A 16,461-nucleotide genomic window follows, 5' to 3' on the forward strand; every position below is an offset into this window, starting at 1 on the left:
CCCATGAGCCGCCGCATTTCCGGTATCAACTTCGACACCACCCTGATGGGGGCCATGGTTCACATCGACAAGGCCAGCCTGACCATCACCGACAACAGCGCCGTGGCCCAGACCCGGGGCGTGCCCGATGGCTACCTGGACGGCGACGTCTCCGCCGAGCTGGAGTTCGAACTCGATACCAAGAACTTCTCCCAGCTCAGTGACGCCGCCAAACGCGCCGGTAGCTGGCGCGGCCTGGAGCCGGACGATGTGCTGTTCTACGCCGACACCGGCGGTGAGCAACTCAAAGTCGAAGCCTTCGCCGTCAAGCTGGTCATCTCCGACCTGCTCGACATCGACCCCAAGGGCGGCAGCAAGGGGGTGCACAAGGTCAAAGGCTTTGTCACTTCCCCCGACTTTGTCCACATCAATGGCGTGCCGTACCTCTCCAAGGACGACACCCGCCACCTGCTGGGATAACCGCCATGGATGATATCGACCGCGCCACCCGCCACGCCGCGCGCATGCTGGCCATTCAGCTGGCCAACCAGGTGGGCAAGAGCCGCGCCCTGGGCCCAAGCCTGTTTGAGTGCGAGGAGTGCGACGACCCGATCCCCGCCGCGCGCCGCCAAACCGTACCGGGGGTCCGCCTGTGCGTCCCCTGCAAAACCCGGCTCGAACGCTTGAGCCGCTAACGGACATGAACGCCATGCCTCATAAAGACCCCATCATCGGTGCCCTGCTGCTGGCCTGGCTGATGGACAACCTCCCCACCGTCTATGGCACCGCCTTGGCCGTGTTAACTGCCTGGCTGCGCATCACTTATGGCGGTGGCAGTGGTCGCCGCAGGTTACTGGAGTCCGTCCTGTGTGGCGCGATCACCTTGGCATTCATCAGTGCCTTTGGCTGGTTCGGGATCCCGGGAGAAGCGGCCGGATTTGTCGGCGGCATGGTGGGCCTTATCGGTGTTGAGACCATTCGTGGCATGGCCGAACGTTGGCTCAACACAAAATTACCAAAGGAGTGAACAGACGTGATGACTGATCAAATACATATCCACAAAATCAATGAGCGGCTCAAGCTGGTCAACGCAGACTCGCTGGCATACCTCAAAACACTGCCGTCCCATAGCCTGGATCTGGTGGCCGTCGATCCCCCTTATTACCGGGTTAAAGATCTGGACTGGGATAATCAATGGCCCAACGTGTCTGCCTACCTGGACTGGCTAGAAGCGTGCGTGATTGAGTTTGCCCGCATCCTTAAACCGAGCGGGTCGCTCTACCTGTTTTGCAGTCCCAGCCTCAATGCCGACATCGAGCTGCTAGTGCGCAAGCACTTCAAGGTGCTGAGCCACATCGTCTGGGCCAAACCCTCCGGCGTGTGGAACCGGGCTGACAAATCGGCTTTGCGCAACTTCTGGCCCGCGAGTGAACGCATCATCTTTGCCGAGCAGTTAGATGCTCATGGGACAGCGCAAGCCAGTGGTTATCGTCAAGCCTGTCAGGCCCTGCGCGGGCAGGTGATGCAGCCGTTGACTGACTACTTCCTGCAGGCAAAAACCGCCTGTGGCATCACCAACAAAGAGATTGACCAGGCTCTGGGCTGCCAGATGGCGGGCCACTGGTTTGGCCGAAGCCAGTGGAGCCTGCCAAGCGAAGCACAATATGCACGCCTGCAGGCCTTGTTCGCAGACAAAGCCCGTACCCTCTGCCTGCCCCACGACGAGCTCAAAGAGACCTACCAGGGGCTGCATCGCAGCTATCAAACCCTGGTCGCCAGTTATGACCAACTCAAGGCAGAGCATGAGCAACTGCGCCGCCCGTTCAGCGTCACCAAAGAGGTGCCGTTTACCGACGTCTGGACTTACCCCTCGGTGCAGGCCTATCCGGGGAAACATCCTTGCGAAAAACCCGCCGCCATGATGGAGCACATCGTGCGTACCAGCAGCCGACCAGGTGATGTGGTGGGTGACTTCTTCATGGGATCTGGCGCCACGGGGAAAGCGGCCTGGCGACTGGGCCGCCGCTTCATCGGCGTGGAGCTTGAGGGCCCCCGCTTTGCGCAAACCTGCCGGGAATTTCAGACCCTTATCCACCAGGAGGCACCGTCATGCCACGACTAAACACCAGCGCCAACTTGGCGGCCTTCCTCGACATGCTGGCCTTCTCCGAGGGCACCAAGGGGCTGGGCGACGATGGTTATAACAAGCTGGTCAATCCCGCGGGGCTGTTCAGTGACTACCGCGAGCACCCTGACGTGCTGGTGCAGGTCAATCCGAGCCTCAGAAGTACCGCCGCCGGGCGCTATCAGTTCCTGTCCCGTCACTGGCGCCACTACCAGGCGGCGCTTGGTCTGCCGGACTTTGGCCCCCTCTCCCAGGACAAGTGGGCCATCCAGCTTATTCGCGAGCGCCGGGCCTTGGCCGACATCGAGGCGGGCCGCATCGGTGAGGCCATTGGTAAGTGCAACAACATCTGGGCCAGCCTGCCCGGGGCTGGTTACCAGCAACCGGAGCACAACGAAGCCAGCTTGCTGGCCAAGTTCACCGAGTTTGGCGGGGTACTGGCATGAGCACCTTCTTCCGGCTGCTGCCAACCCTCCTCGGCTTAATGATTGGCGCCACCCTGTTTGTCCAGGGCCAGCGACTCAGCGTTCGCACTCAAGAGCTGGCCACCGCCAACCACACCATCAACGCCCTGCAAACCATCAGCGAGCAGCAAGCCAAGGCGCTGGCGGCTATCCCGCTGCGCGAAAAGGGGCTGCGCCAACTACTCGACCAGCAAAGCGACGCGCTGGCCAAGCTCGACCAGCAACGAAGGAGCATTGCCGATGAACTGCAACACGCCCTGGCCACGCCGCCAGCAGGTCGTCCGGACTGCAACCGTGAGCCTCTGCCTGTTGGCGCTCTGCGCCTGCTCAAGCCAGCCGCCCCTGGTGAAAACCGAGCTGGTCAGGCTACTGCCACCACCGGGGCTGGTGCCCCGCTGCCCGGAGCCTGAATTTAATGGCACGACTTGGGGCGAGGCCGTGGCCTTTATCCCCACGTTGCAGGGCGCACTGCGCCGCTGCCAACAACAGATAACCACCCTGAACAACTGGATTACACAAGAGGAAAACCAACCATGAGCAAGACCATCACCCTGACCGTTGCCGGTATCGACATCAGCTTTGAACCCACCATGGTGGCCTACAACAGCTACATCAACGACCTGATGCCGGGCGACAAGGTGGCCCCCTCCCACAACTACCTGCGCAAGATTGCCTGTGGTGAGAGCAAAGCCGCCCTTGATGAGCTGCTGGCCCGTCCCGGCGCGGCCCTGCAACTGGCTGGCGCCGTCAATGAGCAGTTCGCGCCAACCCTGGACATCACCATAAAAAACTGACCGGGCGCGCCGAGGCCATCGAGCGCAATCAACTGGAGCAGGTGCTGGCACTGCGGCGCCACTACCTGCCCCATGAAGAGGACGACCTCGATAGCCTGGCCCGCGCCATCTGGTTTGATAAACACCACCGCAAGACCCTTGCCCTCGCCGTTGCCGAGGGAATAGCTCACGCATTTAATGGATAAGAGACCCTATGGCCTGGATGGAAAAGTTGATGATGCAGGTGGCCTTGGTGGATCAGGTCACCAAGCCACTGGCGGGCATCAATGCCCAGATTGACCAGGTCAGCAAGGCCGGGCGTCGGGGCTGGGGCAATATGGCCATGGGCGCCACCACGGTGGCCGCCGGTGGCATGGCTATCCAGGCAGCCCTGGGCCCCGCTATCGAGATGGACCGGGCGCTCGGGGAAGTGGCGTCGCTTGGGGTGCAAAAAGAGGGATTGGGGGCGCTGGGGCGCGAGGCGCTCAAGTTCTCGGTGGATTACGGGAAATCGGCCACCGAGTTTGTCCAGGCCTCTTACGATATCCAGTCCGCCATCGCCGGGCTCACCGGCAACGAGCTGCCCGCCTTTGCCCGGGCGTCCGGGGTGCTGGCCGCCGCCACCAAGGCCGATACTGGCACCATCACCAACTACATGGGCACCATGTACGGCATCTTTGAGCAGCAAGCCAACGCCATGGGCAAGGCTAACTGGGTCGAGGATGTGGCAGGCAAGACCGCGCTCGCGGTGCAGATGTTCAAGACCACCGGTCAGGGCATGAGCGATGCCTTCAAGGGCATCGGGGCCAATGCCACCTCGGCAGGGGTGTCCATAGATGAGCAGTTCGCGGTGCTTGGCCAACTGCAGGCCACCATGAGCGGCAGCGAAGCGGGCACCAAGTTCAAGTCGTTTCTGGCCGGGGTGGGCAATGCCCAGAAGGCGCTTGGCCTGCAGTTCACCGACTCGGCGGGCAACATGCTGCCGGTGCTCAACATCCTCGACAAACTCAAGGTGCGCTATGGCGAGACCCTGAGTGTGGCCGAGGGGGACGAGCTCAAGAAGGCGTTCGGCTCCGATGAGGCGGTGGCCATGGTGAAACTCCTGATGAGCAACACCAAGGGACTCGCCACCAACATCAACGCCTTGGCCAATACCCATGGCATGGGCAAGGCCGAGCAGATGGCGGCCTCGATGACCGACCAATGGCAGCGGGTCGAGTCCGCCTGGTTCGCCATTCGGGCCGCCGCCTTCGGTGTCGTGCTGCCAGCCATCAATGCGGTGGTCGCGGTCTTTGCCGATGGCGCCGCCGTGGTGCTGCGCTGGACTCACCTTTTTCCCAACCTGACCAAGGTGGTGAGCTATGCCCTGCTCGCCATCGTGGGGCTCGGCATGGTGACCGGTGCCTGGATGCTGGTTGCCGGGCTGGCCAGCCTCGCCACCACCGGGCTTGGCATTGCCTGGACGCTGGTCATGACCCCCCTCAACCTGCTCAAGGCCGGATTGGTGAGCTTTAGGGCCATCCTGCTCGCGGTCAACATTATGATGGCCGCCAACCCAGCGGTACTTCTCGCCTACCTCATTGGCACCCTGCTCGTTGGTGCCATTGGCCTGGTCATCTACTACTGGGACGACTTGAAGAAGACCCTGGGCGATTGGGGGGTATTCAAGTGGCTGGGTCAGTCCATCGACTGGCTGGTCGACAAACTCAACATGATCCCGGGCATCGACATCGAGATGGGCAACATGCCCGAGCTGGCCCTGCCCTCCCCGAGTCAGTTGCAGATCCCCCTGCAGGGAGTGACCCAGGCGCAGCAGCGCATCAACGGGCCGCTGGCCAACTATCGACAGGGCCCCGAGAGCCCCATCCCCCAAGGGGGCCTTGGCCAACAGTTGATCCAGGCCAACGCGGCGGCGACCACCGCCAACCAGAAACCCGCCAAGGCGCTGCATATCGGCGAGGTGCATATGCACAACCAAAACCCCATGACCCCGGAAATGATGGCTGAGAACGCCTGGCTGGAGACCAAATGAGCGAACCCAAATACATCGACATCCTGGTCAACGATGGCGCCTGGCTGCTCGATGCCGGTGGCCAGCCCCGTTACACCCAGGACAGGCACAGCATCGGCCAGGACATCAAGCACCGCATCATGGAGTCCGGTCTGGCCCGCAAGCTCATCGGCGAGCGCAGCCCGACCCTGCGCGCCGATGTGCTGACCGAGATTGAGCTGCTGGTTGAACGTGACGAGCGGCTGGTGCCGGGCACCATCTTCATCAATGAGGAGGCTGCCGACCGGGTGCTGGTCACCGCCACCACTTACGAATTTGGCCCCCTGGAGGTAACCCTGTGAACCTGCGCCCGACCGTGGATTTTATGGCCCTGCTGAGCGAAACCGGTGTGCCGACCACCGCCGAGGCGATGGAGGCTGAACTCAAAAAGGAGGTGGAAGCCGCCGGTTCCCTCATCACCAACGACTCGGACGTCAGCCCCTTCTGGCGCTTGGTGCGCGGTGTGGTCATTACCCCGGCGCTGTGGCTTATCCGCGAGCTGCTGGCCGGGCATGTGCTGCCCAATACCTTCGCGGCTACTGCCACCGATACCTATCTCGACCTCAAGGCCTGGGATGTGGACTTGACCCGCAAGGCCGCCCAGAAGACCCGGGGCCTGGTCAACTTCGTCAAGGCCAACCCCCAGGATGCCGTCACCATCCCGGCCGATATCTGGATAAGCACCGAGCGCATCAACGGCACCATATACCGCCTAAAGCCCCTGCAAACCGTGGTCAGCCCCGCCGGTGAAGCGGTGGCCAAAGTGGTGTGTGAAGCCGAACAGGCAGGGGCGGCCTGGAATCTGGCCCCCGGCTATTACAACCTGCTGAGCGAAGCGGTGACCGGCATTTTGTCGGCGCGCAACGACGACAAGGAGTGGATCACCACCCAAGGCAGCGACGCCGAGAGCAATGATGCCCTGGGGCTGCGCATCCAGAACCAGTTCTCGGCAGTGGGCCGCTATCACATCGATGCGATATACCGCTCGATGCTGGCCAGCGTGGCGGGCATTCGCGCCGATCACATCTTCTTCGAGCACGACGCCCCCCGGGGCCCGGGCACCGCCAACGCCTATATCCTGCTGGAAGTGGGGCCGACCCCGGCCAGCCTCACCGCCCAGCTCAACGATTACGTGGGCCGCCAGGGCAACCATGGCCATGGGGATGACCTGTTCGTGATGAGCATCCCCGAGACCCAGCACAGCCTCACCCTGGCATTGTGGCCACAGGCCAACCTCAGCGAGGCGCAGCGCACTGCGCTCAAGGCGGGCGCCGAGAACCTGGTGAAGGCGGCCTTTCGTCAGTCCGCGGATTTTCCCAGCGTCACCCGCACCTGGCCCCAGTCGCGCTTCTCCCTCTCCCAGTTGGGCCGGGAGTTACACAGCCAGTTTCCGCAGCTCAAGAGCCTGCGCTTTGCCGAGCAAGACATCGTGTCCGCCCTGGCAATCCCGCGCCTGAATCAGCTTGAGGTGACCCTGCATGACTAAGCCGAGCCCGCTGGCCCATGACCTGCAAGCCCCCGTGCTACCCGATGCCAGCGCCCCCTGGTGGGAAGATGGCGTCACCATCAGTGTCGCTCACGCCGAGCCGGGTTTTCTGGCCAAGGGCATCAACGCCTTCTGGCAGCGACTCAAGGGGTGGCTCTTGCTGCCACTGGCCCAGCAAGACCCGCTGACCTGCTCGGAGTCCCTGCTGGCCCTGCTCGCCTGGGAGCGGGACATCGGCCGCTTTGATGGCGAGCCGCTGGCGCTGTTTCGCAAGCGCGTCCAGTTCGCTTTTGTGAACGCCAGGGATGCGGGCGAAGTGGCGGGCTTCAAGCGGATTTTCGAGCGGCTTGGCATCGGCTGGTGCGACATCCACGAGCGCCAGGCAGGCCAGCCCTGGGACGTCATCACCATCGAGGTGACTGACAGCGCAATGGCCAGCAATCAGGCGCTGATGAGCACCCTCATTCAACACTATGGCCGCACCTGCCGCCGCTACCGCTTCCAGGTGGTCTATCCGGTCAGCGCAACTATTCACCATGGCCGTATCGACATGAGCCAGCAGGTGTTCGGCGCATCACTCAAGAGGAACCCATGAGCCAGATCATTACCAACGCTTTTGCCAGCTACTGGCAAACCTGCCTCGCCACCCAAGCCCCGGTGGTGCTCGATGAGTTCGTGCTGGCCAACATCCCAGGGCTAGACCCCGATGCACCCATCAACCCCGATGGCGTCCTGCCACCGGCAGGGCAAATCGTGCACCGCCACCAGGTGGATCAGCGCGGGCGCATCAACAACGACGCGGTGGCGTACACCATCGTGATGGACACCACCCTGGGCGATTTCGAGTTCAATGCCATGTATCTCATCAACAAGGCGACCGGCATGGTGGCCATGATTGTGCACAAGGGCAGCGAGACCAAACTCAAGACCGATCCCTTGAGCGGTCAGGTGGGCAACAGCCTGGTCAAATCCATGCTGATGGAGTACGACCGGGCCAGTGACGCCACGGTCACGAATGTGGATGCCAGCACCTGGCAGATTGACTATGCCGCCCGCCTGCGTGGCATGGATGACGACCTGCGCCTGCAGGCGCTGCAGTTCTTCGGCCCGGCCACCTTCTATGGGGACGGCTTCCAGCTGGTGAACGAGGCGGGTGTCTACAAAGTGCAGCCCGGGGTGGCCTATGTCGGCGGCCTGCGCGCCCAACTCGATGAGGTACAGAAGATAAGCCCGGGCGCCAAGCCGGTGGGGCTCTGGCTCGACATTTACCGGGCGGGCTCCCTACTCGATGCCTGGGTGAACCACTTCACGCTGACCTTGAGCGTGGCCGACAAGGCCGATTACACCGACGGCAACGGCTATCGTCACCACCTGGCCAAGGTGGCCATCATCAACAGCGACGGCAGCGTGACCGACCTGCGCCGCAAACGCACCATCGAGCTGTCCGGGGATGTGAGCGGCAAAGGCATCCTGGAAGACGCCCAGAGCGTCAATATCGCCGTTGAAATCAAGGCGGGCAGTCATCGCCACCCCTGGAGCGAACTGGATAACGTGCCAGAGGCAGCCAACCGCTGGCCGAACTGGGGGGAAGTGACCGACAAGCCCGCCCTGGCCAGCGAGGGGCACACTCACCCTGGCACCATGTTAAATCCGCTCAACCTGACAACCGAAGACCTGGACTCCCTTAAATCTCCCAAAGTGTTTGCCCAGCACGCCAATGCCAATGCCTCCGCCGCTCGCCATTATCCCGAGAACAGTGCTGGCGGACTCATCGTGACCAGTGGGGCAGGCCCCCAGCAGGCGTATCACGTTTACAACTCCAGCAGAGTCTGGCGCCGGGCCCAATACAGTACCGGCGCCTGGACACCTTGGACCCGGGATTACAACACAGGTAACAAACCCACCCTGGCCGAACTGGGCGCGGCGGCGGCATCCCACTCTCACCCCTGGGGACAGATCAGCGGTATCCCCGCATACGCCACCCGCTGGCCAAGCTGGGGGGAAGTATCCGGCAAACCCGGCACCATGCCCCCCTCTGGTCACACCCACCCGGCGGCCCAGGGCAATGCCGACATAGTGGCGAGCGGCTGGGGACAAGTGGGGACGTATTGCTTCGCCACCTGCATCGTGTCAACCGGGGGTAACAAGGGCCCAGGCTACGCCATTGCGGGCAGCTCCTTGCGCGCAGCCAACTCAGAAGATGGCGGCCCGGGCATCGGCGCCGCCCTGCCGGGTACCTGGAAGCTGGTTGGCGCCATCAAGGGCGGCGGCAATAACGACCAAAACACCTCACTGTGGATCCGTACAAAATGACAGACAACATTCTTCACGTTACCGCCCCCGAGTGGGCCGACCCGGAACACACCGCCATCAATCTGACTGTCCAGTTTGCCAATCAGGCCGAGCCGGTGCCCTTCGCCGCCACCCAAAGCGACCCGGAGCCCTATGGCGTCGAGCTGTTTGTGCGGGCGCGCTTTGGCGAATATGGCGAGGTGGCTCCCTACCAGGCGCCGCCCACGCCCATCCCGACCGAAGAGGAGCAGCAGCGCGAACTGGCGCGCCGCCTGCAGCTGGCTGGCGACGCCATCGCCCCCCTGGGGGATGCCGAGCTGCTGGGCATACTGACCCCGGCGGAAACCTCGCGGCTCGCCGCCTTGCGACTGTACCGGGTGACCCTTTCGCGCCTGCCTGACACACCTGGCTGGCCCACGACGGTGGATTGGCCGGAGCTGCCGATATGAGTTGGCAACAGAGCGACCTGCACTGGCCCCCCAGCGGGGCCAGTGTGCACCATCAGGCCCGCGCCGTGCTGGCCCAAGTACCCGCCTTGGCGGATGCGGCCATGGGGCGCCTGCAGGCCATCGCCAGCCGTGCCCAGTATCGCCCCCACCCGCTCAGTGGTGAGGCCGCAGCCCTTTCAGGACTTCGCGCCCAGCTCGACCATCTGCTGGTCACCGGTCGCGCCCTGGCGGTGACCCCCTTTTTGCACGGCGTCGGCCAGGTGCAGGGGCAGCAGGCCAGCCTGGCCGCCCCCAATGCGGTCAAGGCGTTGGCTGACAAGCTGCAAGATGGTGCCGACCCCTTGCTGCCAACGGGTCAGCTCCATGCCCTCGCCTGGCTGGTGACCGGTAACAGCGCCGCCGACCTTGCGGCCAAATTGGCCCCTTTGTGCGCCTTGCTGCCATTGCCAGAGTGGTGCGCGGCCCTACGCCGCCTGGAAGCCAACAACGACATCATGGCCAAACCCACGGCGGCCAAGGTGCCGCGCTGGCGCGCCGATGAGCCGCTGGTCTGGGCGCCGCTGCGCCCCGCTCATCTCGCCCTGGGCAGTGAGCTTGCCCAGCTTGAGAGTCTGGCCCGGGATAGCCAGAGCCCCATCGCCAAGCTGCAGAGGCTGGCAAGTCGCCGTGCCGCTCACCTGAACGAACTGGCCAGCGCGCTGGACACCCTGGCCACGCTCTCGGGGCAGATCTACCGCTGGCAAGGCCAAGGGGATGTCGCCAGCCTGGCCGCGCAACTTGGCCAGAGCTCGCCACCGGATCACAGCATGAGCATGAGCGTCGCCGCCCTGCTGATCTCCCCTTCCCCACTGACTTTTTGGCAGGAGTTGACCCCATGACCATCAGCGCCATGCTGACCCTGGACGGCGAGCCCATCGCAATGTCATCGATGCGGATCTCCCTCTCCATGCAGTTCCAGGACAAAGACCAATCGGGCCAAACCAGTTCGACCAGCAAGGCCGAGCAGGGCACCAAGGCCAAGGAGCTGGATGTCTCCGGCCTCATCCCCTACAAAGACGGGGACAAGCTGGCGCGCCTGTTCGAGCTGGCCGACATGAAAGACGATGGCGGCAAACGCCACATCTTTCGGGTGGGCTCGTTACTCGCCAAGTCGGTCAAGATACGCCAGGCCAAGTTCACCGGGCGCATCACCGCCAGCGAGCAAGAGGGCCTGCTGGCCTGGCAGGTGAGTTTCACCTTGAGCGACCACAACTCGGTACCGGAGAAGCGTGAACAACGTCTGCCCAAGGCAGTGGCCCAGGTGAGCCAGACCACCGAACAAACCACCCAAGCCAAGGCCCCGTCGCCCACCAAGGGTGACAAAGCCGATGAATACGAACTAACCCCCTTCGAGCAGTACCTCAAAAAAGCGGATGACGCACTGGCATGAAACTCAACACCCAACTGACCCTGGCCGGGCAGCCCATGCACCTGGTCGAACATGACATCGTGCTGGATCTCAGCGCGGGCGGGCGCGCCGCCCTAACCATTGAGGGGACGGCCAGCAAGGGACAGACCCTGACCCTGGATACCGGCTACAACAACGAGCTGCGCCGCTGGTTCACCGGTTATGTCTACGACGTGCAACCCGCCACCAATGGCAGCAGCAAGTTGCTATGCCGGGAGCTGGCTGGGATTTTGGGCAGCCGCTTTCCGGTGAGTCAGCAGCATGCCACCTTGCGCGGCTTGCTCGCCTGGCTGACAGACCAGTGCGGCCTCGCCTTCTTGTTGCCCGACGGCGCCGACTACACCGACCGACCCATTGCCAACTTCACCAGCGCCGGCACCGGCTATCAGCTGCTCGATAATGCGGGGCGCGCCTTCGCCATTGCCGACTTTTGCTGGTATCAACAACCCGATGGCGCCGTGTTCGTCGGCAGCCATGGCCACAGCCGCTGGCCCGGGCGCGAGGTGATACTAGACCCTGCCCTCTCAGCCAAGCAGGCGGGCAACATCCTGACCCTGGCCCCCATCCCCGCCGTGCGCCCCGGCGCCATCATCAATGGCCAGCGCGTCACCCGGGTGCGCCTCAAGGGCGATGAGATGAGCCTGACCACGGCCAGCCCGGGCAAGGTCATCAAGTCACCAGAGCGCCGCAAGATTGAGGGGGAGTTTCCGGAACTGGCCGACCAGATGCACCTGCCCAAGTTCGGGCGGGTTGAGGCCATCAGCGACCAGGCCACTGCGGGCCAGCTCAATGACCCATTCCGACCGCGCTTTGCTGTGGACGTCCAACTGCTTGGGGAGGATGGCCAACCGGATGAAGCCACCCCACTCTATCGCGCCGTGCCGCTGCCGGTGATGTTCGGCGGGCCTGAGCAGGGCCTGCTGCAGTTCCCCATCGAGGGGAGTTTGGTCGAGCTGGGCTTTGCCTTTGGTCGCGCCGACCGCCCCTTTATCCGCACCGTGCTTGGCAGCGGCTGGCCATTGCCAGACATTGCCCCGGGCGAGCAACTGCAGCAGCAGCGGGCCGAGGTGTTCAGCTGCACCGATACCGTAGGCAACCTGAGCCGCCACACCGACCGGCGCCTGTATGACCATGCCATGGAGATGCACCACCAAAGTGATGACTACCTGGGGGAACATGGCCAGCATCAGCTGCAGGTGGCGCAACACAGCATCGAGGAGGTGGGCGGGTTCAAGCTCATCGAGGCGCTGGGGGCCATCGAGCTGCTGGCCGGTGATGACCTGACACTGGGAAGCCTGGGCAACATGAGCCAGACCACTGCCGGGGATCTGGTTGAGGTGGTGGGACAACTGCGCCGGGCCGTCGCCGGTGAGCTGCAACACCTGGAAGCGCCGCGTTCCTGGATGGGGACAGAGGGCATCAACATCTTCCGGCTACTGCTGCAGCTGATGAACGTGGTGGAGCAGCTGGCCGCCACCACGGCCAGCCACACCCACGGCAGCGGGCCCAGCCCCAACCAGGGCAACGCCCTCAGCAACCAGAGCCAACAAGCGGGCAACCTGGCCAGTCAGCTCTCCCCCATCATCGAGTAACCCATCAACGCAAGAAGGCCCCACAATGTGGGGCCTTCTTTTGGCTGCCTGACATCACCTGCCCATGACCAGGGAATGCCGCATGGAAGGATTGCATCAGGCAGCGCAGCATCATACCCAACGCGGCCCCATTGGCGCCACCTCGCTCGACGGAAAGCCCACGGGCGCGCTTGCGCCACGGAATCCGCGCTCATCCGCTCCCGCCTGCGCGGTGCATCGATAAAATTTTTTGCAAAAGTGGATTGCCGCAAAATACTATCCCCAGACCGCACCACATCAAGGATCCGTAGGGCGTTGAGGATCTGCAAAGAAGGATCTTTTTTGAAGGGTTTTACAGTTTTGAAGGGCCCTGGAGATAAGAGGAGAAAACGTAACTCATTGAATATATATGGGATAACGTACTTTTCGTGGGAGTTTTGACGATCGGACAGGATCTGCGCGATTGCTTTGGATTAGCCGGAAAGCTATTTGTTTCAGCAAGTTAGGTATAGTTAATGCTGATTTGATAACTGAAATATTACAGGTTCACACAACAACACCTCTGTCGCAACTCTATCTCTTTTGAGCCAGCAGAGCAGATAGCTTGCGCCATTCATCGCCATACTCTCTTCTAAGATATCGTTGTCTGATATTGATAATCCCCTTCCTGACCAAACCTGCACTTTTCTCTTTGGCTATGAGATCTTGGATATCACTCCACAGCGCTTCGCTCTCAAAACCAGACCAGATAGGAGGGACCGGAGAGAGGGCATTGCTGTAGCAAACTGGTGCAACCCACTCGAACAGTGCGGACTCAACATGATCCAATGGAAAGTTCCTAGCAACTGAAGCGATATAGTCATAGTCAACTTCGTTATCAACGAAGATGTCGGATAAAGCTTCGCACAAGTCCTTATCTGTTAGTTGATCTGCCAACGGGTAAATTCCTCTATTTCTTCATCAAGGCTATCGGCGACTACAGAGCCCGCAACACCACCGGCAATACTCCCTAATAGAACCAAGGCGATTGCACAAAAAGGAGCACCAGGACCGCACACAGAAGATACAGCCAAACCGGCCAACCATCCTCCTGCAACACCACCACCTATCTGCATCCCCTGCTTCACAGCTTCTTTAGGCTTGTTATCTGCATTGAGCACTGCATGAGTTGCCAAAGCTGCAGTGACAATAACTCCTACCTTACCAAGAACTTTAAGGCGGCGATTTGCGGTGGTGAACTTGGGGTTATCGCGGGCAGATGACTCAATGATTTCGTAATGAATCGCCCCTTTCTGCTGGGCAGACAAGCTTTTGAAATCCTTCCCAAACTTCTTCTTGGCGTACTTATCAAACAACTGATCCAAAGACGGTGGTGCTTTTTTATGACGCTCAGCCAAAGCTAACCCTTGAGCAGAGGTATATTTTCTATGTTCAGCCATGATCTGATTACGCATCTCATAGCAAAACTCCGCAGCCTCTTTTACCGATATTTTCTTCGCCACAGCCAACTGCTTGACCTCTGTAACAACCCTCTTGATGTTCGAGGTATAGCTGCTTCTTACATTCGCATCACTGATTGCATCAGTAGAGAACTTGATTGCAGCTCCTTCAAAAGCGGCCAATGCTTTGCTTAAAACGGGGTCTTCAACTGGATGTTGCTGCTTTGCCGAAAAACTACCATCTACTTGTGCGTATGCCATACACCATTACCCGATGATTTTCCCAAGTAATACTTCCGCTAAACTTTGGCCAATTTGTTCATGCTCAAAGCTCTCAACTTCTAGCTTCACGCACGTAGCTCCCGAGATAGACGAAAAAATCACCTGATTCTGTTGATTGAATTGACCCTGAACCACAGAACCATCGTCCAGGGTAGCTATACACTTGACGCCATCGTAATCAAGCGTTGTTGGCATGGTGAAGCCAATCCATTTTGCACTTGAGAGAAGGGAGGAAATTGATGAACTGCCTCCTGGTCCAGAGTCGCCAACAGTGACTGTGCCACCACCAATAATGACCCCTCCGCAAGAAATCCCTTTGCCAGTAAAGGCCAGTGGTTTCCCATTTACAAAAACGCTGCTTGAGCCTGCAGCAATTTCTCTAGGATGAGGCGGGTGATTTGGCTTGTCGTGAGGCTCAAGGGGATCACCGACTCTTGCAGCAGGCAAACCATCAATAAAAACATCTGGAGAACCTGCGGTCACTTTTGTAGGTCGAAAACCATCGTGGTCTGTACCTATGTCGCCGACCTTTGCTGCATTGCCCATCAAAAAACCCAAGTGAATCCATTTAAGAGCCACATTATGAATAATAATGTCACACGTCAATATCTTGATATTGAAATCCAACAGACGTCACAGACTCAAACAAGCTCCGTCAATAACTGACGAGTCAAGGCAGATACCACCAACAGTGTTGGCCTGAGAGCATTATCCAGGTAAACGGAGGAGAGACTCGCCGATGAGCACAGTGCCCGAGGTGAAACTGGCAGAACTGCAGGAGTGACCACATAAATGAAAAGCGTGGACATAATGTGGACGCTGAAAATAGAAAACCGCTATAAAACAGCAAGTTATAGATACAAAAAAGGAGGCCTGGGCCTCCTTTTATCTTTCATAACAGAACCGGATTAAACCAGCGCTGCTTTAGCCTTTTCAACCAGGGCGGTGAAAGCCAGCTTGTCGTGAACAGCGATATCGGACAGGATCTTGCGATCGATTTCGATAGACGCTTTCTTCAGACCGTTGATCAGACGGCTGTAGGACAGACCATTCTGACGGGCTGCAGCGTTGATACGTGCAATCCACAGCTGACGGAACTGACGCTTTTTCTGGCGACGGTCACGATAGGCATACTGACCAGCTTTGGTTACCGCTTGTACCGCTACGCGGTAGACACGGGAACGGGCGCCGTAGTAACCCTTGGCGGCTTTCATTACTTTCTTGTGACGAGCGCGAGCAGTCACACCACGTTTAACTCTTGGCATTTTTCACATCCCCCTTATGCGTACGGCAGACAAGCGACAACACGTTTGTGGTCGGCAGCAGAAACCATGAACTTCGGCCCCAGCTTACGCTTACGCTTACTGCTCTTCTTGGTCAGGATGTGACGCAGGTGGTTATGCTTGCACTTGAAGCGACCTGAGCCAGTCTTCTTGAAGCGCTTTGCAGCACCCCGGTTGGTTTTCATCTTCGGCATTTTATACTCCGCATTGTGAGTGACAACAAAATCGCAAGGCGAACCGACTCATGGGGCGAACCCATGAGTCAATTTCTTGTGGGCCTTAAGATTTCTTCTTAGGTGCGAGAACCATCACAGCTTGACGGCCTTCGACTTTCGGGAACGACTCGACTACGGCCAGCTCTTCCAGATCGTTCTTGACGCGCTCCAGTACCTTGATACCAAGATCCTGGTGAGCCATTTCACGACCGCGGAAGCGCAGGGTGACCTTCGCCTTGTCCCCGTCTTCTAAAAAGCGAACCAGGTTGCGTAGTTTTACCTGATAGTCGCCTTCGTCTGTACCAGGGCGGAATTTGATTTCCTTGACCTGGACAACTTTCTGCTTTTTCTTCTGTTCTTTGGTGGTCTTGCTCTTCTCGTAGAGGAATTTGCCGTAATCCATGATTCGGCAAACGGGCGGTTCAGCGTTAGGGCTGATCTCGACCAGATCTACTCCAGCCTCAAGGGCCAAGTTCAGTGCATCATGGATTTCGACGACGCCCAAAGGCTCACCATCAAGTCCAGTCAAACGAACTTCTTTCAGACGAATCTCGGTATTGATCCGGTGAGCGCGGGCTTGCGGTTGCTTGCCCAGTTTTTTTCCGC

General features: G+C 60.1%; 24 protein-coding genes. 18 read left to right on the forward strand and 6 right to left on the reverse strand.

The window, feature by feature from the left end; translation table 11 throughout:
* Positions 1-3 precede the first annotated feature (3 nt).
* Genes M2366_RS10725 through M2366_RS10810 form a run of 18 tightly spaced genes read left to right on the forward strand, consistent with a single transcriptional unit; the run spans position 4 to position 12,657 of the window.
* Positions 4-459, forward strand: coding sequence for a DUF2597 family protein (locus M2366_RS10725; RefSeq protein WP_259236933.1), 456 nt, complete (start codon positions 4-6; stop codon positions 457-459).
* A gap of 5 nt (positions 460-464) precedes the next feature.
* On the forward strand, positions 465-674 hold the full coding sequence (locus M2366_RS10730) for a TraR/DksA family transcriptional regulator (protein ID WP_042042808.1): 210 nt from the start codon (positions 465-467) through the stop codon (positions 672-674).
* A gap of 14 nt (positions 675-688) precedes the next feature.
* On the forward strand, positions 689-1,006 hold the full coding sequence (locus M2366_RS10735; RefSeq protein WP_259269698.1) for a phage holin, lambda family: 318 nt from the start codon (positions 689-691) through the stop codon (positions 1,004-1,006).
* 9 nt (positions 1,007-1,015) lie between these two features.
* Positions 1,016-2,101 carry a site-specific DNA-methyltransferase gene (locus M2366_RS10740; protein ID WP_259269699.1) on the forward strand — a complete coding sequence of 362 codons (1,086 nt, stop codon included), beginning with the start codon at positions 1,016-1,018 and terminating at the stop codon, positions 2,099-2,101.
* Positions 2,089-2,550 carry a glycoside hydrolase family 104 protein gene (locus tag M2366_RS10745; RefSeq protein ID WP_259269700.1) on the forward strand — a complete coding sequence of 154 codons (462 nt, stop codon included), beginning with the start codon at positions 2,089-2,091 and terminating at the stop codon, positions 2,548-2,550. The genes M2366_RS10740 and M2366_RS10745 overlap by 13 nt, the downstream gene beginning before the upstream one ends.
* The gene (locus M2366_RS10750) at positions 2,547-2,978 is read left to right on the forward strand and encodes a hypothetical protein (RefSeq protein WP_259269701.1); all 432 of its coding nucleotides are present in this window, start codon (positions 2,547-2,549) and stop codon (positions 2,976-2,978) included. Before M2366_RS10745 ends, M2366_RS10750 begins: the two co-directional genes overlap by 4 nt.
* Positions 2,914-3,105 carry a hypothetical protein gene (locus M2366_RS10755; protein ID WP_259269702.1) on the forward strand — a complete coding sequence of 64 codons (192 nt, stop codon included), beginning with the start codon at positions 2,914-2,916 and terminating at the stop codon, positions 3,103-3,105. The genes M2366_RS10750 and M2366_RS10755 overlap by 65 nt, the downstream gene beginning before the upstream one ends.
* Entirely contained in the window at positions 3,102-3,362 is a 261-nt protein-coding gene (locus tag M2366_RS10760) for a putative phage tail assembly chaperone (RefSeq protein WP_259269703.1), read from the forward strand. Before M2366_RS10755 ends, M2366_RS10760 begins: the two co-directional genes overlap by 4 nt.
* 41 nt (positions 3,363-3,403) lie before the next feature.
* The gene (locus M2366_RS10765; protein WP_259236241.1) at positions 3,404-3,547 is read left to right on the forward strand and encodes a DUF6890 family protein; all 144 of its coding nucleotides are present in this window, start codon (positions 3,404-3,406) and stop codon (positions 3,545-3,547) included.
* Between the two features lie 8 nt (positions 3,548-3,555).
* Positions 3,556-5,373, forward strand: coding sequence for a phage tail tape measure protein (locus M2366_RS10770; RefSeq protein ID WP_259269704.1), 1,818 nt, complete (start codon positions 3,556-3,558; stop codon positions 5,371-5,373).
* Positions 5,370-5,693, forward strand: a complete 324-nt coding sequence (locus tag M2366_RS10775) for a DUF2590 family protein (protein WP_259269705.1) — start codon at positions 5,370-5,372, stop codon at positions 5,691-5,693. The genes M2366_RS10770 and M2366_RS10775 overlap by 4 nt, the downstream gene beginning before the upstream one ends.
* Positions 5,690-6,877 (forward strand): baseplate J/gp47 family protein, encoded by a 1,188-nt coding sequence (locus M2366_RS10780; protein ID WP_259269706.1) that lies wholly within the window; start codon positions 5,690-5,692, stop codon positions 6,875-6,877. Before M2366_RS10775 ends, M2366_RS10780 begins: the two co-directional genes overlap by 4 nt.
* Entirely contained in the window at positions 6,870-7,472 is a 603-nt protein-coding gene (locus tag M2366_RS10785; RefSeq protein ID WP_259269707.1) for a phage tail protein, read from the forward strand. Before M2366_RS10780 ends, M2366_RS10785 begins: the two co-directional genes overlap by 8 nt.
* A complete protein-coding gene (locus tag M2366_RS10790; RefSeq protein ID WP_259269708.1) occupies positions 7,469-9,190 on the forward strand; it encodes a phage tail protein in 1,722 nt (573 codons plus the stop codon). The genes M2366_RS10785 and M2366_RS10790 overlap by 4 nt, the downstream gene beginning before the upstream one ends.
* Entirely contained in the window at positions 9,187-9,618 is a 432-nt protein-coding gene (locus M2366_RS10795) for a tail fiber assembly protein (protein ID WP_259269709.1), read from the forward strand. Before M2366_RS10790 ends, M2366_RS10795 begins: the two co-directional genes overlap by 4 nt.
* Complete coding sequence (locus M2366_RS10800) at positions 9,615-10,496, forward strand: hypothetical protein (RefSeq protein WP_259269710.1); 882 nt, start codon at positions 9,615-9,617, stop codon at positions 10,494-10,496. The genes M2366_RS10795 and M2366_RS10800 overlap by 4 nt, the downstream gene beginning before the upstream one ends.
* Positions 10,493-11,047 (forward strand): hypothetical protein, encoded by a 555-nt coding sequence (locus M2366_RS10805; protein WP_259269711.1) that lies wholly within the window; start codon positions 10,493-10,495, stop codon positions 11,045-11,047. The genes M2366_RS10800 and M2366_RS10805 overlap by 4 nt, the downstream gene beginning before the upstream one ends.
* A complete protein-coding gene (locus tag M2366_RS10810; protein WP_259269712.1) occupies positions 11,044-12,657 on the forward strand; it encodes a hypothetical protein in 1,614 nt (537 codons plus the stop codon). The genes M2366_RS10805 and M2366_RS10810 overlap by 4 nt, the downstream gene beginning before the upstream one ends.
* A 552-nt stretch (positions 12,658-13,209) precedes the next feature.
* Here the strand turns inward: M2366_RS10810 and M2366_RS10815 are convergent.
* From M2366_RS10815 to infC, 6 genes are all read right to left on the reverse strand, one after another.
* Positions 13,210-13,572, reverse strand: a complete 363-nt coding sequence (locus M2366_RS10815; protein WP_259269713.1) for a hypothetical protein — start codon at positions 13,570-13,572, stop codon at positions 13,210-13,212.
* Complete coding sequence (locus M2366_RS10820) at positions 13,557-14,336, reverse strand: hypothetical protein (RefSeq protein ID WP_259269714.1); 780 nt, start codon at positions 14,334-14,336, stop codon at positions 13,557-13,559. The genes M2366_RS10815 and M2366_RS10820 overlap by 16 nt, the downstream gene beginning before the upstream one ends.
* Before the next feature lie 6 nt (positions 14,337-14,342).
* Complete coding sequence (locus M2366_RS10825; protein WP_259269715.1) at positions 14,343-14,984, reverse strand: type VI secretion system PAAR protein; 642 nt, start codon at positions 14,982-14,984, stop codon at positions 14,343-14,345.
* A 281-nt stretch (positions 14,985-15,265) separates the two neighbouring features.
* The gene (rplT, locus tag M2366_RS10830) at positions 15,266-15,622 is read right to left on the reverse strand and encodes a 50S ribosomal protein L20 (protein ID WP_005300683.1); all 357 of its coding nucleotides are present in this window, start codon (positions 15,620-15,622) and stop codon (positions 15,266-15,268) included.
* Positions 15,623-15,636: 14 nt separating this feature from the next.
* Positions 15,637-15,834 carry a 50S ribosomal protein L35 gene (rpmI, locus tag M2366_RS10835; protein WP_005315535.1) on the reverse strand — a complete coding sequence of 66 codons (198 nt, stop codon included), beginning with the start codon at positions 15,832-15,834 and terminating at the stop codon, positions 15,637-15,639.
* Between the two features lie 85 nt (positions 15,835-15,919).
* The gene (gene infC, locus M2366_RS10840) at positions 15,920-16,450 is read right to left on the reverse strand and encodes a translation initiation factor IF-3 (RefSeq protein WP_259236227.1); all 531 of its coding nucleotides are present in this window, start codon (positions 16,448-16,450) and stop codon (positions 15,920-15,922) included.
* Between the last annotated feature and the right edge of the window lie 11 nt (positions 16,451-16,461).

Source organism: Aeromonas sp. BIGb0405 (assembly GCF_024807335.1).
GTDB lineage: Bacteria > Pseudomonadota > Gammaproteobacteria > Enterobacterales > Aeromonadaceae > Aeromonas > Aeromonas rivuli.